Origin of the sequence: Streptomyces pratensis, from assembly GCF_037137275.1 — a bacterium.
Lineage (GTDB): Bacteria > Actinomycetota > Actinomycetes > Streptomycetales > Streptomycetaceae > Streptomyces > Streptomyces pratensis_B.
In genome coordinates, this window is sequence record NZ_JBBBEN010000092.1 from 451,767 (window position 1) to 473,479 (window position 21,713).

Consider the following 21,713-nt stretch of genomic DNA (forward strand, 5'->3'; position numbering starts at 1 on the left):
GGGGAGCGGCGGTCAGTAGCTCGGGAGACGGCGGGGACCGAGGTCGCCGCGGGCGGGCGGCGGGGCGAGCCGGACGCTCGCACCCAGCACGCTCAGCCCCTGCGGGGCCACCACGACCGGTTCGAGGGCGACGGAGACCACCTCGGGGTGGTCGTCGACCAGCCGGGAGAGCCGCAGCAGCAGCTCTTCGAGCGCCGCCGTGTCCACGGGGGCCGCGCCGCGCCAGCCGAACAGCACCGGGGCCGCCCTGATCGACCGGATCAGCTCGGCGGCGTCGCGGTCGGTGGCCGGAATCAGCCGGTGCGCGGTGTCACCGAGCAGTTCGGAGGGCGCCCCTGCCAGGCCGAAGGAGAGCACCGCTCCGGCGGCCGCGTCGATGGAGGCCCGGACGACGGTGTCGACGCCGCGCGGGGCCATCGCCTGGACGACGGGAAGCAGCTCGGCGGGGGTGCCCAGGAGGTCGGTCAGCTCTCCGTACGCCCGGCGCAGCGCTTCCTCCTCCGCGAGGTCGAGCCGGACCCCTCCCAGGTCGGCGCGGTGGCGCAGGTGAGGCGCGGTGGTCTTGAGCGCCACCGGGTAGCCGAGCGAGTCGGCGGCGGCGACGGCCGCGTCGGCGTCCGGGGCGGGCCGGGTGGGGCGTACGGCGATGCCGTAGCGGCCGAGCAGTTCGCGGGCCTCGTCGTGGGTGAGCGGCCGGCCGCGGGGGTCGGGGGCGTCGGTGAGCTGCGTCTCGATCAGGGCGGCGGCGCCGGGCTCGTCGATGGTGGCGTCGAGCCACTCGGGGATCTTTCCGGGAACGGCCGCCTGACGCTTCCACTGGGCGTACTTCACGGCCTCGGCCAGCGCCCGTACGGCACGTTCGGCTGCGGGGTAGGCGGGGATGCGGCCGGGCTCGGCGGGCTGCTCCGCGTCAGCAGGTCCGGGATGCGTCGGCCCCGCTCCCCGGACGGCCGCGGTCGCTGCCCGGGGCTCCGCGGCCGTCGCCGGGCGGGGGACCGCCTCCTCGCCGGCGGCCGCTGCCGCGTCGGCGGGCGGCGCGGGGCGGGGGCGCGGGGCTGCGGTGCCGGCGGCGGCGGCCAGCGCCTCCGCGAGCCCGCCGATCTCCACGTGGACGACGGCCACCGGCTTGCCCGGCCCGCCGGCCGCGGCTCCGCGCAGGGCGGCGGCCAGCACCTCGCCGTCGCCGCTCTCCGCCTCCCCGTTCTCCCCCACCCACGGGATGGCGGTGACGATCACGGCGTCGCACGTCCCGTCGGCCAGCGCCTCGGCCAGCGCGTCCCGGAAGTCCTGCGGGGACGCGGCGGTCGTGAGGTCGCGCGGCGGGCGCGGGCGCAGCCCTTCGGCCAGGCAGGCGTCGTAAGTGAGAAGGCCGAGCGACTCGGAGTTGCCGAGGATCGCGACCCGGGGGCCGGCCGGGAGCGGCTGGCCGGCCAGGAGGAGTCCGGCGTCGACCATCTCGGTCACGGTGTCGACCCGGATGACGCCGGCCTGGCGCATCAGGGCCGAGACGGTGGCGTCGGGGATGCGGCTGACGGGGACCGCGTGGCCGGGCGGGGCGGAGCCGCTGTGCCGCGCGCCCTTGACCACGACGACGGGCTTCACCGCGGCGGTGCGGCGGGCGAGGCGGGTGAACTTGCGGGGGTTGCCGAGCGATTCGAGGTAGAGCAGGGCGACGTCGGTGTCCGGGTCCTCGAAGGAGTACTGGAGGAAGTCGTTGCCGGACACGTCGGCCCGGTTGCCCGCCGAGATGAACGAGGACAGGCCCGCCCCGCGCCGGTGGAGGCCGGAGAGCAGGGCGATGCCGATCGCGCCGGACTGGGTGAACAGGCCGATCCGGCCGCGGGCGGGCGACTCGGGGGCGAGGGAGGCGTTCAGCCGGACGGCCTCGGCGGTGTTGATGACGCCGAAGGCGTTGGGCCCGATGATCCGCATGCCGTACGAGCGGGCCTGGCGGACCAGTTCGCGCTGGAGCTCGCGGCCCTCCGCGCCGCTTTCGGCGTATCCGGCGGAGAGGACGACGAGTCCCTGGACGCCGTGCTCCCCGCAGTCGGCGACGGCCTCGGGGACCCGGTGGGCGGGGACGGCGATGACCGCGAGGTCGACCTGTTCGTCGATCTCGCCGAGCGAGCGGTGGGCGGGCACCCCGTCGAGCGTGGAGCGGGCCTGGTCGAACGCGCGGTTCACGGCGTACGCGCGGCCGGTGTAGCCGGAGGCGAGGAGGTTGCGCAGGACCGTGCGCCCCACGCCGCCGGGGGTGCGGCCGGTGCCGATGACCGCGACGGAGCCGGGGGCGAGGAGGCGTTGCACCGAGCGGGCCTCGGCGCGCTGCTCACGGCCGCGCTGGACGGCGAGGGACTTCTCGGTGGGTTCGAGGTCCAGGGTGAGGTGGACGGAGCCGTCCTCGAAGCTGCGGCGCTGGGTGTAGCCGGCGTCCCGGAACACCTTGATCATTTTGTTGTTGGCGGGGAGCACCTCCGCCGCGAAGCGCCGGATACCGCGTTCACGGGCGACCGCTGCGATGTGCTCGAGCAGCGCGGAGGCGACTCCGCGGCCTTGGTGGGCGTCCTGGACGAGGAAGGCGACCTCTGCCTCGTCGGCGGGGGCCGAGGCGGGGCGGCCCCGGTCGTCGATGCGGTCGTAGCGGACGGTCCCGACGAACTCTCCGCCGATCGTGACGGCCAGTCCCACCCGGTCGACGTAGTCGTGATGGGTGAAGCGGTGCACGTCCCGGTCGGACAGCCGGGGGTACGGGGCGAAGAAGCGGTAGTACTTCGACTCGTCGGACACCTGCTCGTAGAAGCTGACCAGCCGTTCGGCGTCGTCCGTGGTGATGGGTCTGATGCGCGCGGTGCCGCCGTCCCGGAGCACCACGTCCGCTTCCCAGTGATCGGGGTAGGCGTGGTGCGGGCTCTGCTCCGGCGTGGGCTGCATGGGCAAAGCCTACGGCGGACGCCCCGGTCGCGGAGGGGTCGGCGTCGGGGCAGGCTGAGGAGGTCCGGCCGAGGACGGCCGCGGCACGGGGCCGGGCGGGGACGGGCACAGCACCACGCACTGCATGAGAGACTGGTCTAGACAACCGTTGATATGTGAAGGGCAGAACCATGGCTGAGCGCCGCGTAAACGTCGGTTGGGCCGAGGGCCTGCACGCCCGCCCCGCTTCCATCTTCGTCCGTGCCGCCACGGCGTCCGGCGTCCCGGTGACGATCGCCAAGGCCGACGGCAACCCGGTGAACGCCGCCTCCATGCTCGCCGTGCTCGGGCTGGGCGCGCAGGGCGGCGAGGAGATCGTCCTCGCGTCCGACGCGGACGACGCCGAGGTCGCGCTGGACCGGCTGGCCAAGCTGGTCGCCGAGGGGCTCGACGAGCTGCCCGAGACCGTCTGAACCGCCCGGACCCGCACTGCCGGGCCGGGCTCCCGCGCCGCGGTCGTGCGACCGCTTCGGCCCGGGCCCTTTATGCGAAAGAGCTGCGGCTCCCTTCACCGGGCCGCGGCTCTTTCGCTTTCCCCCGTGGGCGACGCATCGGCCCGCCCCTTTTCCATGGGGAAGCATGGGAAATTCGGGCAGCACGCCATTCCCCCTTCGGCCGCGACCCGTCCCTTTTCTACAAGGCGGTTGTTAATGGCGGACTCCGGCGGTGTTTACGCCATGTTGCGAAAGGCTCACCCGGGGCGGCGGCGCGGTGCGCCGCTCCGGGCGTCGGAGCCGGTGGGCCGTGGCGGCGCGCTCCGCGTGGGAGCGGGCCAGGGCCCTGGCGCGCTCGGCGTCACCGCGCGCCACGGCGTCCACGATCGCGCCGCGTTCGGCCCAGGAGTCGGCCGGCCGGGCCGGCTGCTCGACCGTGTACATCCAGGCGATCTTGTGCCGGAGCTGGGTGAGCAGCGCGATGAGGCCGGGGCTCCCCGAGGCCTGGGCGAGGGTCTCGTGGAACCAGCCGCCCAGGGAGCGCAGGTCCTCCCCCTCGCCCCGGCGGGCCCGCTCGTGTCCGAGCCTGACCAGCCCCCTGAGCACCCTGAGGTGGGCCTCCGTACGCCGTCGGGCGGCGCGCTCCGCACTCAGCGGCTGAAGGAGCGTCCGCGCCTCCAGCAGGTCGGCCGCCTCCTGCTCCGTGGGCTCTGCGACAGCGGCGCCTGCGTGTCTGCGGATGACGACGAAGCCCTCCGACTCCAGCGTGCGCAGCGCCTCGCGGACCGGGACGCGGGAGACCCCGAACCGCCGCGCCACGAGCTCCTCGGTGAGACGACTGCCCGGCTCGTAGACACCGGAGACGATGTCATCACGGATTGCCGTGCATACCGAATGCGCGGGAATGCGCATGTCCGAACCTCCGCCTCGATTTCCGCGAAACGCGGCCTCCGACGTCCATTCCGTTGACTCTATGACAATCCGTCGGGATTTCCGATGGCGAGCAGGAATTCATGGATGTCTTTCGGCCGGGGCCGGACGGTTCGGCATCGTGCCGGAGCACGGGCCGCCCCGGCACGCCGAAGACCCCGGCGGAAGCCGGGGCCTTCGGGAAGCGGGGCGGCGCGAGTGCGGTCAGACGCTCAGGCCGTGCAGGCGCAGATAGCCGACCGGGTCCATGTCGGAGCCGTAGTCGGGGGTGGAGCGGACCTCGAAGTGCAGGTGCGGGCCGGTGGAGTTGCCGGTGGAGCCGGAGAGGCCGATCTGCTGGCCGGAGGAGACGCTCTGGCCCACCGAGACGCCGATCGAGGAGAGGTGGCCGTACTGGGTGTACGTGCCGTCCGTCATCCGGAGCACGATGTTGTTGCCGTACGCGCCGCCCCAGCCGGCCTCGACGACCGTGCCGGCGCCCACCGCGACGACGGAACTGCCGGAGGGGGCGAGGAAGTCGACGCCGGAGTGGCTGCCCGAGGACCAGAGGGAACCGCCGGACCGGTAACCGGTGGTGACGTGGGACCCGGCGACCGGAAGATGGAAGGCGTTGAGCCGGGCGCGCTCGGCGGCACGGGCGGCACGGGCCTTCTCCTCGCGCACCTCCTTGGCGCGGGCCTCGGCCTTGCGCTCGGCCTCGGCCTTCGCCTTGGCCTTCGCGGCCCTGGCCTTGGCTTCGGCCGCGGCCTCCGCCTTGGCAGCGGCGATCGCCTCGGCCTGCTGCCGCTGGGCGTGCGCCTGCGCGTCGATCTGCTCGGCGAGGGTGGCGTCGAGGGCGACGGCCTGGATCAGGCCGGTGTCGGCGACCTGGGCGGCCTCTGTGTCCGCGGCGAGGGCCGGGGAGGCCAGCGAGCCGACGACTCCGGTGGTGGCCAGGGCCGCGAGGCCGACGACCTGGGCGCTGCGGCGCGTGAGGCGGCTCGGGGCACGGTGCTTCCCGGTGGCACGGGTGAACGCCATGGAGGGGCTGGTCCTTTCCTTCCTTCTCGCCTACCGGGTTAGCTGACGGGTTCGGAGCAGGAAGGTCTCCTACGGATTCCCGCGCCAGGCCGTGGCGCGGGGCTCCGATTCACCCCAGGGACTGCGTGGGTCCCCGGCTCCCCAGGCTCGCGCCTGACGGGGACTCGGCGATGGCTGCCCGGCGCCGCGGATGCGGCATACGGGTGGCGGACAGCCTCGCCGACGCTAAGCGGGACGGCGTCCCTCCACCAAACGGGCAGGGGGATTTGTCGTACATCCCACAGGGCATACCGTCAGCTCAGCCACCAAAGTGCGCATATTGCACCAACTACACAAAAGAGAAGGCCCCGGCGAACTTCTGTTCGTCGGGGCCCTCTCCGGAGGCGTCGGGTCCGCGTCACCCGGTGACGACGGACACCTCTCCGATGCCGAGGGCCCTCACGGGCTCCTCGATCCGTGTCGCGTCCCCCACCAGGACCGTGACCAGGCGGTCCACCGGGAAGGCGTTGACCACCGCGGCGGTCGCCTCCACCGTGCCCGTCTCGGCGAGCCGGGCGTAGAGGTGGGCCTGGTAGTCGTCGGGAAGGTGCTGCTCGACCTGGTCGGCCAGTGTGCTCGCGACGGAGGCGGCGGTCTCGAACTTCAGCGGGGCCACGCCCACCAGGTTCTGCACGGCCGTCTCGCGCTCGGCGTCGGTCAGCCCTTCGGCGGCCAGCGTCCGCAGGACCTTCCAGAGGTCCTCCAGCGCCGGTCCGGTGGACTCCGTGTCCACCGAGCCGCTGATCGCGAGCATGGCCGCGCCGCCCGAGTCGGGGCCGCTGGAACGCAGCACCTGGGCGAAGGCGCGCACCCCGTAGGTGTAGCCCTTCTCCTCGCGCAGCACCCGGTCCAGCCGCGAGGTGAGCGTGCCGCCCAGGCAGTAGGTGCCGAGCACCTGCGCGGGCCACACGCTCTCGTGCCGGTCGGCCCCGATGCGGCCGATCAGCAGCTGGGTCTGGACCGCGCTCGGGCGGTGCACGATCACCACGCGGCCGGTGTCGTCGGCGGTGATCGGCGGCACCGGGCGGGCCTGGCCCGCGTCGCCCGACCAGTCGCCGAGAGTGTCGGCGAGCAGGGCGTCCAGATCGACGTCGGTGAGGTCGCCGACGATCACGGCCGTCGCGGTGGAGGGGCGGACATGCGCGTCGAAGAAAGCGCGCACGGCGGCCGCGTCGATCCGGCGGACCGTCTCCTCCGTGCCCAGGCGCGGACGGGACATCCGCGCCGTGGCCGGGAAGAGCTCCTTGGAGAGCTGCTTCGCGGCGCGCCGGGACGGGTTGGCCTTCTCGTGCGGGATCTCGTCCAGCCGGTTGCCCACGAGACGCTCGATCTCGCTCTCGGAGAAGGCCGGGGCCCGCAGCGCTTCGGCGACCAGCCCGAGGGCCTTGGCCAGCCGGGAGGCGGGGACCTCCAGGGAGACCCGGACGCCGGGGTGGTCGGCGTGCGCGTCGAGGGTGGCGCCGCAGCGCTCCAGCTCGGCGGCGAACTCCTCCGCGCTGTGCTTGTCCGTGCCCTCGGAGAGCGCCCGCGACATGATCGTGGCGACGCCGTCCAGCCCCTCGGGCTCGGCCTCCAACGGCGCCTGCAGGAAGATCTCCACCGCGACGACCTGCTGGCCGGGGCGGTGGCAGCGCAGCACGGTCAGCCCGTTGGGCAGGGCGCCCCGCTCAGGCGCCGGAAAGGCCCAGGGGCGGGCCGTCCCGGGGGTGGGCTGCGGGTGGTACTGCATGGCTACTCCAGTCACGGCGGCGTCGCTCACTTGTCCGCCCCCTCGTGCGCCTCGACGCCCGGCGCGTCTTCGGCGCCTTCGGCGGGCTCTTCGGACGGCTCGATCGGCTCGTACACCAGCACCGCCCGGTTGTCGGGGCGCAGCGCCGCCTCCGCGGCCGCGCGCACCTCCTCCGCGGTGACGTCCAGCACCCGGCCCACCGCGCTCAGGGCGAGCTGCGGGTCGCCGAACAGGACCGCGTAGCGGCACAGTTCGTCGGCGCGGCCCGCGACAGTGCCGAGCCGGTCCAGCCACTCGCGCTCCAACTGCGCCTGGGCCCGCTCCATCTCCTCCGGCGTGGGCCCCTCGGCGGCGAACCGGGCCAGCTCCTCGTCGACCGCGGCCTCGATCTGCGCCACCTCGACGCCGCCGGACGTCTTGACGTCCAGCCAGCCCAGCGAGGGTGCTCCGGCGAGCCGCAGCAGCCCGAATCCGGCCGCCACCGCCGTACGGTCGCGGCGGACGAGGCGGTTGTGCAGCCGGGAGGACTCGCCGCCGCCGAGCACGGTCAGCGCCAGGTCCGCGGCGTCGCAGGCCCGGGTGCCGTCGTGCGGCAGCCGGTAGGCGGCCATCAGCGCGCGCGCCGGGACCTCCTCGTGGACCACTTCGCGCAGCTCCTCGCCGATGATCGGAGGCAGGGCGCCGTCGCGCGGCGGCTGCTTGCCGTCGTGGGACGGAATGGAGCCGAAGTACTTCTCGATCCAGGCGAGGGTCTGCTCGGGATCGATGTCGCCGACCACCGAGAGCACCGCGTTGTTGGGGGCGTAGTACGTACGGAAGAAGGCGCGGGCGTCCTCCAGGGTGGCCGCGTCCAGATCGGCCATGGAGCCGATCGGGGTGTGGTGGTACGGGTGGCCCTCGGGGTAGGCCAGGGCGGTCAGCCTCTCGAAGGCGGTGCCGTAGGGCACGTTGTCGTAGCGCTGGCGCCGCTCGTTCTTGACGACGTCGCGCTGGTTCTCCATGGACTCCTCGTCGAGAGCGGCGAGGAGGGAGCCCATACGGTCGGCTTCCAGCCAGAGGGCCAGCTCCACCTGGTGGGTGGGCATGGTCTCGAAATAATTGGTCCGCTCGAAGCTGGTCGTCCCGTTGAGCGAGCCGCCGGCCCCCTGGACGAGCTCGAAGTGGCCGTTCCCCTTGACCTGGCCCGAGCCCTGGAACATCAGGTGCTCGAAAAGGTGAGCCAGACCGGTGCGTCCCTTGACCTCGTGGCGCGAGCCGACGTCGTACCAGAGGCAGACCGCGGCGACCGGGGTCAGATGGTCCTCGGAGAGCACCACACGCAGACCGTTGGCCAGGCGGTGCTCGGTCGCTGTTCTGCCGCCGGAGCCGGCCTGTGCGGTGGCCGTGTGACCCATGGGCATGTACGTCCCTTCGATCGCGATACTGGACTTCCTGCCAGACCTGCCACTCTAGGCAAGCGCGACGCCCCCTGGCGAAGTTCCCGTTCCGACGATGTTCTCGTGGATGGTTCCCTGGTGGGGCGGGATTCGCGCGCCCCGCGGACGGTATCCGTCGATGCTGTCGTAGATGCTGCCGTAAACGTGGCCCGTCATGGGCCGCTCGGGCCGCTACGGACGGGTCGAGGTCGGCGTTGTCAGTGCGGCGGTCCACAATGGTCCGCGTCAGCACCCCAGGTTGTCCGAACAGAATCCGTGAAGGAGTCGCAGCCGCGATGGCCCGCCGTAGCACGAAGACCCCGCCGCCGGATGACTTCGAGGAGAAGATCCTCGACATCGACGTCGTCGACGAAATGCAGGGCTCCTTCCTCGAGTACGCGTACTCGGTGATCTACTCCAGGGCCCTGCCCGACGCCCGCGACGGCATGAAGCCGGTGCACCGCCGCATCGTGTCCCAGATGAACGAGATGGGGCTGCGTCCCGACCGCGGCTATGTGAAGTGCGCCCGCGTCGTCGGCGAGGTGATGGGCAAGCTGCACCCGCACGGCGACGCCTCGATCTACGACGCTCTGGTGCGGATGGCCCAGCCGTTCTCGATGCGGCTGCCCCTGGTCGACGGCCACGGCAACTTCGGTTCCCTCGGCAACGACGACCCGCCCGCGGCGATGCGTTACACCGAGTGCCGGATGGCCGACGCCACGTCGCTGATGACGGAGGCGATCGACGAGGACACCGTCGACTTCCAGTCGAACTACGACGGTCAGGAGCGTGAGCCGGTCGTCCTCCCGGCGGCTTACCCCAACCTGCTGGTCAACGGAGTGTCCGGGATCGCCGTGGGCATGGCGACCAACATGCCTCCGCACAATCTGGGCGAGGTCATCGCCGCCGCCCGGCATCTGATCAAGCACCCCGGCGCCGACGTCGAGACGCTGATGCGTTTCGTCCCGGGCCCCGACCTGCCCACCGGCGGCCGCATCGTCGGGCTCAACGGCATCAAGGACGCGTACACGTCGGGCCGCGGCTCGTTCAAGATCCGCGCCACCGTCTCCGTGGAGAACGTGACGGCCCGCCGCAAGGGCCTCGTCGTCACCGAACTGCCCTTCACCGTCGGCCCGGAGAAGGTGATCGCCAAGATCAAGGACCTGGTCTCGGCGAAGAAGCTCCAGGGCATCGCGGACGTCAAGGACCTCACGGACCGGGCGCACGGCCTGCGTCTGGTCATCGAGGTGAAGAACGGCTTCGTGCCGGAAGCGGTGCTGGAGCAGCTCTACAAGCTGACGCCGATGGAGGAGTCCTTCGGCATCAACAACGTGGCGCTGGTCGACGGCCAGCCGCTCACCCTGGGCCTCAAGGAACTGCTGGAGGTCTACCTCGACCACCGCTTCGAGGTCGTGCGCCGGCGCAGCGAGTTCCGCCGCACCAAGCGCCTGGACCGACTGCACCTGGTCGAGGGCCTGATCGTCGCGCTGCTCGACATCGACGAGGTCATCCGGATCATCCGGGACAGCGACAACTCGGCGCAGGCGAAGGAGCGCCTGATGGCGCACTTCTCACTGAGCGAGATCCAGACGCAGTACATCCTGGACACCCCGCTGCGCCGGCTCACCCGTTTCGACCGGATCGAGCTGGAGAGCGAGCGGGACAAGCTCAGCGGCGAGATCGAGGCGCTGACGGCGATCCTGGAGTCGGACGCGGAGCTGCGCAAGCTGGTCTCCTCCGAGCTGGCCGCGGTGGCGAAGAAGTTCGGCACGGACCGGCGCACGGTGCTGCTGGAGTCGGCCGGCTCTCAGGTCGCCTCCGTGCCCCTGGAAGTGGCGGACGACCCGTGCCGGGTGCTGCTCTCGTCGACGGGGCTGCTGGCCCGTACCGCGAACGCCGATCCGGTGGAGATCTCCGAGGACGCCCGGCGGGCGAAGCACGACGTGATCGTGTCGGCGGTGGCGGCGACGGCGCGCGGCGATGTCGGGGCGGTGACGTCCACAGGCCGGCTGCTGCGGCTGGCGGTGATCGACCTGCCGCAGCTGCCGGACACCCACGCGGAGCCGAATCTCTCGGGCGGGGCGCAGATCTCCGAGTTCCTCACCCTGGAGGCGGGCGAGGAGCTGGTCTGCCTCACCACGCTCGACGAGTCCTCCCCGGGCCTGGCGATCGGCACGCTCCAGGGCGTCGTGAAGCGCGTCGTTCCGGACTACCCGGCCCACAAGGACGAGTTGGAGGTCATCAGCCTCAGGGACGGTGACCGCATCGTGGGGGCGAGAGAGCTGCGGACGGGCGAGGAGGACCTCGTCTTCATCACCTCGGACGCCCAGCTGCTCCGGTACCCGGCGACCCAGGTGCGTCCGCAGGGGCGGCCCGCCGGAGGCATGACGGGCGTCAAGCTGGCGGAAGGGGCCGAGGTGCTGTCGTTCACGGCGGTGGACCCGGCGTCGGACGGGTTCGTCTTCACGGTGGCCGGCTCGCACGGCACGCTGGATGACTCGGCGCTGACGGCCAAGCTCACCCCGTTCGACCAGTACCCGCGCAAGGGCCGCGCCACCGGCGGGGTCCGCTGCCAGCGGTTCCTCAAGGGAGAGGACGTCCTGGTGTTCGCCTGGGCGGGCTCCTCCCCGGCGCGGGCCGCCCAGAACAACGGCGCCCCGGCCGAGCTCCCGGAGCCCGACCCGCGGCGCGACGGTTCGGGCACACCGTTGCTCCAGCCGGTGGCCGTCATCGCCGGACCGTCGTAATCCCGGTTCCTCCGCCCGGACCGTGCGGGGCTCTTCAGCTCCGCACGGTCCGGGCGGAGGGGCGCGGGCAGGACACGCGCCTCCCCCGAGGCCTCAGGCCCCGGGGGAGGCTTCCTCGCCGCTCACGGGGGCCGCTTCTTGCACGTAGCGGAGCACGCCCCACATGGCGCGTTCCGCGTCGCCCGCGTCCGGCCTGTCGGCGGGGCCCGGAGCCGGAGCCCCCGGGGCGGGGTCGGCCCGGCAGGCGGCCAGGGCGTGCCGCAGAGCCTCGGCGTCGAGGCCCGCGCCGATCATGACGAGTTGGGTGAGGCGACGCTCGCTCCCCGCCCACGGTTGCGGCACGAAGCGCAGGAAGCGGCCGACCGCGTGCAGGGCGTACCTGTTCGCCGGGTCCCCGGCGCCGAAGTCGGCGAACCCCTTGATCCGGTAGAGGCCGTCGGGCCGGGAGTCGAGGAACGCGATGAAGCGGCGGGGGTCCAGCGGCACGTCGGAGGTGAAGTCGACGCTCTCGTACGCCGCGTGCAGATGCCCCGCGTGCCCCCCGCCGTCCCTCTCGCGCTCCGACTCCCGCAGCAGGTCCTCGAAGGTGAGCTGGCGGGTCTTCTCCTCCCGGTCGGGCCGCAGGGCCGGGTCGAAGAGGAGCGCCGGGTCGATCCGTCCGTGCGTCACGGAGACGACGGCGGCGGGGCCGCTCAGGGCCGTGACGGTCTCGCGCAGCTCCTTGTGCTCCGCGGCCCCGATCCGGTCGGTCTTGTTGAGGACGACGAGGTCGGCCACGGCGAGATGGCGGTCGATCTCGGGGTGCCGTTCCCGGACGCGGCCGAACTCCGCCGCGTCGACGACCTCGACGAGCCCTCCGTACAGGACGTGCGGGTTGTCGCTGGCCAGGAGCATGCGTACCAGCTCCTGGGGCTCGGCGAGCCCGCTCGCCTCGATGACGATCACGTCCAGCCGTGCCGAGGGCCGGGTCAGCGTCTCCAGGAAGGCGTCCAGTTCGCTCGCGTCCACCGCGCAGCACAGGCAGCCGTTGCCCAGCGAGACTGTCGAGCCGACCTGCCCCGAGACGGTCATGGCGTCGATCTCGATGGCCCCGAAGTCGTTGACGATCACGCCGATCCGGGTGCCTTCACGGTTGCGCAGCAGGTGGTTGAGGAGCGTGGTCTTGCCTGATCCGAGGAACCCCGCGAGAACGACGACCGGGATCTGGGAAGCGCGGGGCGGAGTCAACGGGAGGCCTTTCCGGGGGCGTCGTCAGGGAGCCGGGACCGGCTGCGGCGGGGGTGCGCCGACGTAGCGGGCCGCGGGGCGGATGATCTTCGTGTCCTTTGCCTGTTCCAGGATATTGGCGCTCCAGCCGATCATCCGTGCCGCGCAGAAGGTCGGGGTGAACATCGAGCGCGGCAGCCCGCACAGCTCCATGACCACTCCGGCGTAGAACTCCACGTTGGTGTGCAGCTCGCGGCCCGGCTTGAGCTCGGCGAGGATGGCCTCCACCCGGCGCTCCACCTCCACGGCGAAGTCGACGAGCGGCCCGCCGAAGGCCTGCGCGACGGACTTGAGCATCCGGGAGCGCGGGTCCTCCGTGCGGTAGACGGGGTGACCGAAGCCCATGATGCGGCGGCCGGCGAGGACCTGGTCACGTATCCAGCCGTCGATGCGGTCAGGACTGCCGATGGCGTCCAGGGTGTCCAGGGCCCGGCTGGGCGCTCCACCGTGCAGCGGTCCGGAGAGCGCGCCCACCGCGGCCACCAGGCAGGCGGCCAGGTCCGCTCCCGTGGAGGCCACGACCCGGGCGGTGAAGGTCGAGGCGTTGAAGCCGTGGTCGACGGTCGAGACGAGGTACTGCTCGATGGCCCGGACCCGCGCGGGCTCCGGCTCCGCCCCGGTCAGCATGTAGAGGTAGTTGGCGGCGAAGGGCAGGTCCTCGCGGGGTTCGACCGGTTCGAGGCCTTCGCCCAGGCGGTGGAGGGCGGTGAGGACGGTGGGGACGGCCGCGCAGAGAGCGAGCGCGTCCGACCGGCGGCGCTCGGCCCCGACGTCGTACACCGGGGACAGGCCGGCCGAGGCTCCGAGCAGGGACAGCGCGGTGCGCAGTCCGGCGAGCGGACCGGAGACCCGGCTCGCGCGGGCCACGGCGGGCAGCGCCTCGCGCACCTCGGCCGGCAGCGCGCGCAGGCTCTCCGTGCGGGCGGCGAAGCCGGCGGCGGCGACCCGGTCGGGCAGCTCGCCGTGGAGCATCAGGTACCAGACGTCCTCGAAGCCGCGGGTGCGGGCGAGCTCGATCGCCGAGTACTGGCGGTAGTGGTAGAAGCCCTCGCGGCCTCGGACATCGCCGAGCGCGGTGTCGGTGACGACGACGCCGGCGAGTCCGCGCGGCGTGGCTGGGGTGGTGGTCATGGCAGGCCTCTCTTCCGTGCATGAAACATTGATGTGACTGTCTATGCTTGACGTAATCTCTGTCAATATTGATTGAATCAATACATAAGGGCGGCGGCGGTCGCACAGGATTCGAGGACGGATACGGTGCTCGGCATGACGGATGAACCAGCGCCCGGACCGCGGGATGCGCACCGGCTCACCACCCGGGAGGCGGCCGACCTGCTGGGCGTGAAGCCCGAGACGGTGTACGCCTACGTCAGCCGCGGCCAGTTGAGCAGCGTGCGGGCCGCCGGAGGGCGGGGCAGCACGTTCGACGCCGACGAGGTGCGGTCCCTGGCCCGGCGTTCGGGGCGGCGGGAGGCCTCACAGGGCGGCGGCGACCTGGTGTTCCGCACCGGCATCACGCTCATCGAGGCGGACCGTTGCTACTTCCGGGGGGTCGACGCCGTGGAGCTGGCCCGGCGGCACAGTTACGAGGAGGTCGCCGAGTGGGTGTGGACGGGCGAGCTGCGGCCCGGCGCGCGGTTCACCGCCCCCGGCGGGGCCCTGGCCGCGGCCCGCCGGGCAGTGGGCGCGCTGCCCGCGCACAGCGGGTCCACGGACCGGCTGCGGGTGGCGGTGACGGCTGCCGCGGCCACGGACCCCCTGCGGTTCGATCTCGCGCCGGGGGCCGTGCTGAACAGTGCGCGCAGCCTGGTGCCGACGCTGGTGGGCGCCCTTCCCGTGCTGGGCGGCCCGGACCCGGCGGACGGAGAAGAGCCGGCGCCCCTCGCGCGTGCGCTGTGGTCGCGGCTCACCGCCGAACCGGCCGACGCCCCGTCCCTCGCCGTGCTGGACGCGGCACTGGCCCTGCTGATCGACCATGACCTGGCCGCCTCGACCCTGGCCGCCCGGGTCGCCGCCTCGGCACACGCCCACCCCTACGCCGTGGTCTCGGCGGGCCTCGGCGTCCTGGAGGGGCCGCTGCACGGTGCGGCGAGCGGGGCGGCGCACCGGGTGCTGCGGGAGGCGGTGGACCGGGGCAGCGCCGTCCCCGTGGTGGCCGACCATCTGCGGACCGGTCGCCCTGTGCCGGGCCTTGGCCACCGGCTGTACCGGGGTGAGGACCCCAGGGCGACCGCCCTGTTCGCCCTGCTGGAGGACGTGCCGCAGGCGGCCGGTGCGCTGGCTGCGGCGCGCGAGGTGGTCAGCACCACCGCGCGGCACGCCCCGCTGCACGCCAATGTGGACCTGGCCCTGGCCGTGCTGTCCGTCTCCCGGGGCATGCCGGTGGACGGCGGTGAGACCGTGTTCGCGGTGTCCCGCACGGCGGGCTGGATCGCCCACGCACTGGAGGAGTACGGCGAGCGTCCGCTCCGCATCCGGCCCAGCGGGCAGTACACGGGCCCTCGGCCGCCGCGGCCCTGGCCGTCCACGCCGTGACGGCCACGCCGCCCGCGGGCCGGGGGCTGCGGCGGCCCGGCCGGCGGCGGGTCCTCTCCCAGGCACCGCCGGGCCCGCCGGCCGTCATCGCCGGTGGCCTCGTCCTGGTCGCCGGGCTCTTCCCGGCGCTCTCAGCGCCCAGGTGGAGGACCGGGCGACGTGCCGCGACCGGCCACCGCCCGGGGCGCCGCGCACCCGGCCGCGTCTCGCCACGGGCCTGCGCACCACCGGCCCGGGCCCCGTTCAGTAGGCCGCCGAGCGGGCGAGGAGGGCACCGGGTGCGAAGGATGCCGCCGGCAGGGAGCGGCGGGGCGCCGGGCGCCGTCCCGAGGCCGGCCGGGCCGGCGGGGTGGTCTCCGCAGGTCCCGGCGAGGCGCTGCGCGGCCGCGAGGTGAGGGAATTCGACAACGGGACCCTCGGCCGCTCGGGGCGGGCCCAGGCACCGCTGTCCGATCCTTCGGCGACGTGGTCGGCGCGGTACCGGTGGGCGTCGCCTGCGACAGCGTCCGCGCCCGGTTCCTCGCGGCGCTCCCGAGGCTGCTCCCGTACGCGGGCGCGGTCCCGCCCGGCGGCGCGCCCGCCGCGTGCCCCCTATCCCGCCGCCCGCGACGGCAGGCCCATGACCTCGCGTTCTTTGGGCGCCTCCGCGCTTCCGGCCGAGCGCGAGGCCATGCTGCGCGGTGTCAACGAGGGCGCCGTCGCGGACACCGCCCGGGCCCAGAGCCCCGCTCGGCCCGCGCCCCGGAGAACGCTCACGTACATCCTCACTGTCAGGCGTCGATGCGCGAGCGGTCCAGGGTGGCCGCCGAACTGGTGATGAACTCCTTGCGGGGGGCGACCTCGTTGCCCATCAGCAGGTCGAAGACCTGCTCGGAGGATTCCAGGTCCCCGATGTTGATCCGGCGCAGCGTGCGGTGGCGCGGGTCCATCGTCGTCTCGGCCAGCTGGTCGGCGTCCATCTCGCCCAGGCCCTTGTAGCGCTGGATGGACTCCTTGATCCGGACGTTCTTGCGCCGGAACTCCAGGAGGGTCTGGCGCAGCTCGCTGTCGGAGTAGGTGTAGACGTACTTGTCCTGGCCCTTCTTGGGCTGGACCCGCTCGATCCGGTGCAGCGGCGGCACGGCGGCGAAGACCCGCCCCGCCTCGACCATCGGGCGCATGTAGCGCTGGAAGAGGGTCAGCAGCAGGCAGCGGATGTGAGCGCCGTCGACGTCGGCGTCGACCAGCAGCACGATCTTGCCGTAGCGGGCCGCGTCGAGGTCGAAGGTCCGCCCGGACCCGGCTCCTATGACCTGGATGATCGCCCCGCACTCGGCGTTCTTCAGCATGTCCGACACGGACGACTTCTGGACGTTGAGGATCTTGCCGCGGATCGGCAGCAGCGCCTGGAACTCGCTGTTGCGGGCCAGCTTGGCGGTGCCGAGGGCCGAGTCGCCCTCCACGATGAACAGCTCGCTGCGCTCCACGTCGTCGCTGCGGCAGTCGGCGAGCTTGGCGGGCAGCGAGGAGGACTCCAGCGCGGTCTTGCGCCGCTGGGCGTCCTTGTGCTGGCGGGCCGCGATCCGGGTGCGGGCGGCGGCAACGGCCTTCTCCAGGACGGCCCTGGCCTGCGCCTTGGCGTCCCGCTTCGTCGAGGTCAAAAACGCCTTGAGCTCCTTGGCGACCACGGCGGCGACGATCCGGTTGGCCGCAGAGGTGCCGAGCACCTCCTTGGTCTGCCCCTCGAACTGCGGCTCGGCGAGCCGCACGGTGACCACCGCGGTGAGGCCTTCGAGGGCATCGTCCTTGACGATGTCGTCCTCGGCGACCCGGAGCATCTTGGCGGAGCGCAGCGCCTCGTTCACCGTCTTGGTGAGGGAGCGCTCGAACCCGCTGACGTGGGTGCCGCCCTTGGGGGTGGCGATGATGTTGACGAACGACCTGACGGTGGTGTCGTAGCCGGTGCCCCAGCGCAGCGCGATGTCGACGCCGAGTTCGCGGGTGACCTCGGTCGCCGTCATGTGGCCGCGGTCGTCGAGGACGGGGACGGTCTCCTTGAACGTGCCCGTGCCGCTGAGGCGCTGGACGTCGCAGACCGCCTTGTCCTGGGCCAGGTACTCGCAGAACTCACTGATGCCGCCGTCGAAGCGGAACGTCTCCTCGGTCTTGCCCTCGCCGCCCAGGCCGCGCTCGTCGCGGACGATGATGGTGAGGCCGGGGACGAGGAAGGCCGTCTGCCGGGCCCGCTGGTAGAGCGTCTCCAGGTTGAGTCTGGCGTCCTTCAGGAAGATCTGCTGGTCCGCCCAGTAGCGCACCCTGGTACCCGTACGGGTCTTGGGGACGCGCTTGATCTTGCGCAGCCCGTTGGCCGGGTCGAACGGGCTGTCGGCGCCCCGGTCGGTGAACATGCCCGGGACGCCGCGCCGGAAGCTGATGGAGTGGGTCGCGCTGTTGCGGTCGACCTCGACGTCGAGGCGGGCGGAGAGGGCGTTGACCACGGAGGCGCCGACGCCGTGGAGTCCGCCGGAGGCCGCGTAGGAGCCGCCGCCGAACTTGCCCCCGGCGTGCAGCTTGGTCATGACGACCTCGATGCCGGAGAGTCCCGTCTTGGGCTCGACGTCGACGGGGATGCCCCGGCCGTTGTCGCGGACCTCCACCGAGGCGTCGTCGTGGAGGATGACCTCGATCTGGTCGCAGTGACCGCCGAGGGCCTCGTCGACGGAGTTGTCGATGATCTCCCAGAGGCAGTGCATCAGGCCACGGCTGTCCGTGGACCCGATGTACATCCCGGGGCGCTTGCGTACCGCTTCGAGCCCTTCGAGGACGAGCAGGTGCCGCGCGGTGTAGTTGGAGCTGTCCCGGTCGCCGCCTGCTCCGGTCAGCATCGCGGTGGACGGCACGGACGTTTCGGCGGTCACGCGGTTCGCTCCTCGCTGAATTTCATCTGGGGCCCCGTGGGTACGGGTCTCGGCTTCGGTTGCCGCTGAGAGCCTACAGAGGCCTGGTAGAGCGGTTGTAACGCCACCCTCGGGGAATCCTCATGCTAGTCGAGCCTCATCCGGACTCGCATGAGTGTTCGATCATTCGTTGGAGTGACGTGCACATCACGTTCCCTTCGACGCATGAACCATTTAGGCTCCGGGCACGTCCTCAAGAACAAACCGGCAAGCCGGCCGGCGGGACCCACCCCGAGACAAGCAATGCGAAACCGTGGCGCTCCGCCTACGGCACCTTCGCCGCCAACCGGCAACAGACAGCCACACCGAGAAGAAGTTTCGAATAAAAGCCACGAGCGGGAACGTTTTCGGCCTGGTTGGATGTTGACCCTGGTACGACAGCTCGTCGAGCTAGAGAAGAGGCGACGTGACTACTGTTCTGACCCCCGCGAGCCCGCTGACCGCAGCAGACCGCTGTGACCGTTGCGGCGCCCAGGCCTATCTGCGCGTCGTCCTGATCAGCGGCGGTGAACTGCTCTTCTGCGCCCACCACGGGCGCAAGTTCGAGCCGGAACTCAAGAAGATCGCCGCGGAAATACAGGATGAGACGGATCGGCTCACGGCCGTGCAGACGGCCGGTGCCGACGAGGACCAACACTGATACCTCGCACCCACGACGAGCCAGGGGCCGGTCCTGGACCGGCCGACGGGCGGCTTCCCCTCACCGGGGGAGCCGCCCGTTCTCGTCGTCGCGTACGCGGGCGGCCCTCCGGAGCCGCCTGAGGGGCCCGCGACCCCCTCCCACGGCCCTCGGCCCCGACGGCCCCGCAGAAGCCCAGCAGGCTGCCTCAGACCCGGCCCGCGGCCCATTCCACGGCGGCGGAGACCCGGGTGTACACGCCGGGGCTGCCCGGACGCCCGCAGCCGCTGCCCCAGGACACCAGGCCGATCAGCCGCCCCCGGGCCACCAGCGGTCCTCCGCTGTCCCCCTGGCAGGCGTCCCGGCCGCCCGCCGGATCACCCGCACAGACCATCGCTGAAGCCTCGTACACGCCCTCCCGGCCTCCCGGGTAGGCGTGCTCGCAATCACTGTCCGGCAGCACCTGGACCCGGGCGGAGCGCAGGACGGCGGAGTACGTGCCGCTGCCCGTCGTGTCGCCCCACCCGTAGACGTCCGCGGCGGTCCCGGCCCGGTAGGCGGCGTCCCCGTTTCGGGCCATCGGGACCACGGCGCCCTCGGGCAGCGGCCTCGCCAGAGTGAGCACCGCGAGGTCGCCGGCGTTGGTGCCGGGGTCGTACGCCGGATTCACCCAGATGTGCCGGACCGGGATCTCCTGGCCGTCGGACCCGCTCAGCCGCTCCCGGCCCGCGATGACCAGAAGGTCCTTCACCCGGCTGACGGGGCCGCCGAGCGCCTCGTCACCCAGACAGTGGGCAACGGTGAGAACTTTCGTGGGGGCGACGGCGACCCCACCGCAGAACTGGCCCGCCCGTGCTCCGCCGAACCGGTCACGGCTCGACAGAGCCACCGCCCACGGGCTGTCCGCCACGGTGGCGCGCTGACCGCCGACGACGATGCTGTCCGCCGCCGCCGAAGAGGGCAGGGCGAAAGGCGTCACGGCCGCCGCAGCGGCCAGGGCGAGCAGCCCGGTCAGGACACGGACGAGGGGGCGGGGCATGAGGACTCCTGACGCTGCGGAGGGAATGATTCACCCAGCGTGATCCAGCCCGTCGGCGTACGCACCCGAGGACACGCCGGAGGGCCCGGACGCCCTGGGGGTCATCCGGGCCCTCGGCCGGTGTTGTTCCGCTTCCAGCGCCTCTTCCGGCGAGCTTCGCCCCGTCGCACCGCCCCACACGCTGGGACGACTCTCGGGCCCGGCTCAGAGCCGCCGGTCACCCCCTAGTCCAGGTAGTCGCGCAGTACCTGGGAACGGGACGGGTGACGAAGCTTCGACATCGTCTTCGACTCGATCTGACGGATGCGCTCACGCGTCACGCCGTAGACCTTGCCGATCTCGTCCAGCGTCTTGGGCTGGCCGTCGGTGAGGCCGAAGCGCATCGAGACCACGCCGGCCTCACGCTCGGAGAGCGTGTCCAGCACCGAGTGCAGCTGCTCCTGGAGAAGCGTGAAGCTGACCGCGTCGGCCGGGACCACTGCCTCGGAGTCCTCGATCAGGTCGCCGAACTCGCTGTCGCCGTCCTCACCGAGCGGGGTGTGGAGGGAGATCGGCTCGCGACCGTACTTCTGGACCTCGATGACCTTCTCGGGGGTCATGTCGAGTTCCTTGGCCAGCTCCTCCGGGGTGGGCTCGCGGCCCAGGTCCTGGAGCATCTGGCGCTGCACACGCGCCAGCTTGTTGATGACCTCGACCATGTGCACCGGGATGCGGATGGTGCGGGCCTGGTCGGCCATCGCGCGGGTGATCGCCTGACGAATCCACCAGGTCGCGTACGTCGAGAACTTGTAGCCCTTGGTGTAGTCGAACTTCTCGACCGCGCGGATCAGACCGAGGTTGCCCTCCTGGATCAGGTCCAGGAAGAGCATGCCGCGACCGGTGTAGCGCTTGGCCAGGGAGACCACCAGGCGGAGGTTGGCCTCCAGCAGGTGGTTCTTGGCGCGCCGGCCGTCCTCGGCGATGATCTCCAGTTCACGCTTGAGCTTCGGCGCGAGCTTGTCGGAGTTCGCCAGCTTGTCCTCGGCGAAGAGACCCGCCTCGATGCGCTTGGCGAGCTCGACCTCCTGCTCGGCGTTGAGGAGCGGAACCTTGCCGATCTGCTTCAGGTAGTCCTTGACCGGGTCCGCGGTGGCGCCGGCGACGGCGACCTGCTGAGCAGGTGCGTCGTCCTCGTCGTCGTCGGAGAGGACGAAGCCCTTGTTCTCGCCCTCGCCCTCCTCTTCCTCGCCCTTGCCGGCGGCCTTGACCTCCTCGACCGGCTCATCGCCGTCGAGGAGGTCGTCGTCCTGCTTGCCGGCCTTCTTCGCCACCGTCTTCTTGGCCGCCGTCTTCTTCGCGGCGGTCTTCTTGGCAGCCGTCTTCTTGGCTGCGGTCTTCTTCGCCGGAGCAGCCGCGACGGCGTCGTCCGCCACCGCTTCCGTGCTCTCGGCCGCCGGGACGGCGGGGGCCGCGACGGTCCGCGTCACGGTGGTCTTCGCCGCGGCGGACTTGGTGGCGGTGCGCTTGACCGGGCTCTTCGCTGCGACGCTCTTGCGGGCGCGTTTCGGCGACTCCGCGGCACTGACCATCAGCGTCACACCCTCTTCCTCGAGGATCTGGTTGAGGCTGCGCAGAACGTTCTTCCACTGGGTTGGCGGAATCTGGTCAGCCTCGAAGGCCCGACGCACGTCATCGCCGGCGATCTGCCCATCAGCCTTTCCCCGCTCGATGAGCGCCATCACAGACTCGGACTCGGCGATCTCCGGCGGGAGCGTACGGGATGTGCTGGCCGACACGAACAACCTCTCGGAACGATGGAAACGGCTTCCGGCCCTGCCCTGAAGAGGGCTGGAACCGACGACCGCCGACTGGGGATGTCGTCGACGGCGCGGGTTTGGCCTCAGAACTGCACAGCGCGCTCAAAAGCTGCTGTATTCCTTCCGCGACGGTCACCTCTTAGGTCATCGCGCTGCTTCGAGGAGTGTTACGGCCCATCCACGTGGCCCGAGTCACACCTCATTCGCGACGAACGGTCCAGAGGTGACATACCCCCGC

Annotated in this window: 14 protein-coding genes and 1 riboswitch; of the genes, 4 read left to right on the forward strand and 10 right to left on the reverse strand. The window is 72.0% G+C overall.

All coding sequences use genetic code 11. From position 1 onward, the window contains the following. Nucleotides 1–12 precede the first annotated feature (12 nt). Nucleotides 13–2,931, reverse strand: a complete 2,919-nt coding sequence (locus tag V9U70_RS18855) for a bifunctional acetate--CoA ligase family protein/GNAT family N-acetyltransferase (protein WP_336676713.1) — start codon at nucleotides 2,929–2,931, stop codon at nucleotides 13–15. A gap of 170 nt (nucleotides 2,932–3,101) precedes the next feature. Here V9U70_RS18855 and V9U70_RS18860 point away from each other — a divergent pair, with 170 nt between their 5' ends. Further along, nucleotides 3,102–3,383, forward strand: a complete 282-nt coding sequence (locus tag V9U70_RS18860) for an HPr family phosphocarrier protein (protein ID WP_336676714.1) — start codon at nucleotides 3,102–3,104, stop codon at nucleotides 3,381–3,383. 234 nt (nucleotides 3,384–3,617) lie between these two features. Here the strand turns inward: V9U70_RS18860 and V9U70_RS18865 are convergent, their stop codons facing one another. From V9U70_RS18865 to V9U70_RS18880, 4 genes are all read right to left on the reverse strand, one after another. After that, on the reverse strand, nucleotides 3,618–4,316 hold the full coding sequence (locus V9U70_RS18865) for a GntR family transcriptional regulator (protein WP_336676715.1): 699 nt from the start codon (nucleotides 4,314–4,316) through the stop codon (nucleotides 3,618–3,620). Between the two features lie 222 nt (nucleotides 4,317–4,538). Further along, nucleotides 4,539–5,354, reverse strand: coding sequence for a M23 family metallopeptidase (locus V9U70_RS18870; protein WP_336676716.1), 816 nt, complete (start codon nucleotides 5,352–5,354; stop codon nucleotides 4,539–4,541). 13 nt (nucleotides 5,355–5,367) lie between these two features. Then, nucleotides 5,368–5,534, reverse strand: a riboswitch (cyclic di-AMP (ydaO/yuaA leader). Nucleotides 5,535–5,751: 217 nt separating this feature from the next. Next, nucleotides 5,752–7,122 carry a M16 family metallopeptidase gene (locus tag V9U70_RS18875; protein ID WP_336676866.1) on the reverse strand — a complete coding sequence of 457 codons (1,371 nt, stop codon included), beginning with the start codon at nucleotides 7,120–7,122 and terminating at the stop codon, nucleotides 5,752–5,754. A 26-nt stretch (nucleotides 7,123–7,148) separates the two neighbouring features. Beyond that, nucleotides 7,149–8,522 (reverse strand): M16 family metallopeptidase, encoded by a 1,374-nt coding sequence (locus V9U70_RS18880; RefSeq protein WP_336676717.1) that lies wholly within the window; start codon nucleotides 8,520–8,522, stop codon nucleotides 7,149–7,151. A gap of 311 nt (nucleotides 8,523–8,833) precedes the next feature. Here V9U70_RS18880 and V9U70_RS18885 point away from each other — a divergent pair, with 311 nt between their 5' ends. Continuing rightward, a complete protein-coding gene (locus V9U70_RS18885) occupies nucleotides 8,834–11,284 on the forward strand; it encodes a DNA gyrase/topoisomerase IV subunit A (RefSeq protein WP_336676719.1) in 2,451 nt (816 codons plus the stop codon). 93 nt (nucleotides 11,285–11,377) lie between these two features. On the opposite strand, the gene V9U70_RS18890 is transcribed toward V9U70_RS18885, so the two are convergent. Both V9U70_RS18890 and V9U70_RS18895 read right to left on the reverse strand, forming a co-directional pair. Continuing rightward, entirely contained in the window at nucleotides 11,378–12,511 is a 1,134-nt protein-coding gene (locus tag V9U70_RS18890) for a CobW family GTP-binding protein (RefSeq protein WP_336676721.1), read from the reverse strand. Nucleotides 12,512–12,535: 24 nt separating this feature from the next. Continuing rightward, nucleotides 12,536–13,681, reverse strand: a complete 1,146-nt coding sequence (locus V9U70_RS18895; protein ID WP_336676722.1) for a citrate synthase/methylcitrate synthase — start codon at nucleotides 13,679–13,681, stop codon at nucleotides 12,536–12,538. A gap of 135 nt (nucleotides 13,682–13,816) precedes the next feature. Here V9U70_RS18895 and V9U70_RS18900 point away from each other — a divergent pair, with 135 nt between their 5' ends. Next, the gene (locus V9U70_RS18900) at nucleotides 13,817–15,085 is read left to right on the forward strand and encodes a citrate synthase (protein ID WP_336676724.1); all 1,269 of its coding nucleotides are present in this window, start codon (nucleotides 13,817–13,819) and stop codon (nucleotides 15,083–15,085) included. A gap of 770 nt (nucleotides 15,086–15,855) precedes the next feature. Here the strand turns inward: V9U70_RS18900 and V9U70_RS18905 are convergent. Then, nucleotides 15,856–17,982 carry a DNA gyrase/topoisomerase IV subunit B gene (locus V9U70_RS18905; protein ID WP_336676725.1) on the reverse strand — a complete coding sequence of 709 codons (2,127 nt, stop codon included), beginning with the start codon at nucleotides 17,980–17,982 and terminating at the stop codon, nucleotides 15,856–15,858. 445 nt (nucleotides 17,983–18,427) lie between these two features. On the opposite strand from V9U70_RS18905, the gene V9U70_RS18910 reads away from it, so the two are divergent. Beyond that, nucleotides 18,428–18,661, forward strand: a complete 234-nt coding sequence (locus tag V9U70_RS18910; RefSeq protein ID WP_336676727.1) for a DUF7455 domain-containing protein — start codon at nucleotides 18,428–18,430, stop codon at nucleotides 18,659–18,661. A gap of 187 nt (nucleotides 18,662–18,848) precedes the next feature. Here the strand turns inward: V9U70_RS18910 and V9U70_RS18915 are convergent, their stop codons facing one another. Both V9U70_RS18915 and V9U70_RS18920 read right to left on the reverse strand, forming a co-directional pair. Then, a complete protein-coding gene (locus V9U70_RS18915) occupies nucleotides 18,849–19,679 on the reverse strand; it encodes a S1 family peptidase (RefSeq protein WP_336676729.1) in 831 nt (276 codons plus the stop codon). Between the two features lie 224 nt (nucleotides 19,680–19,903). Continuing rightward, complete coding sequence (locus tag V9U70_RS18920; RefSeq protein WP_336676731.1) at nucleotides 19,904–21,454, reverse strand: RNA polymerase sigma factor; 1,551 nt, start codon at nucleotides 21,452–21,454, stop codon at nucleotides 19,904–19,906. Nucleotides 21,455–21,713: the final 259 nt, after the last annotated feature.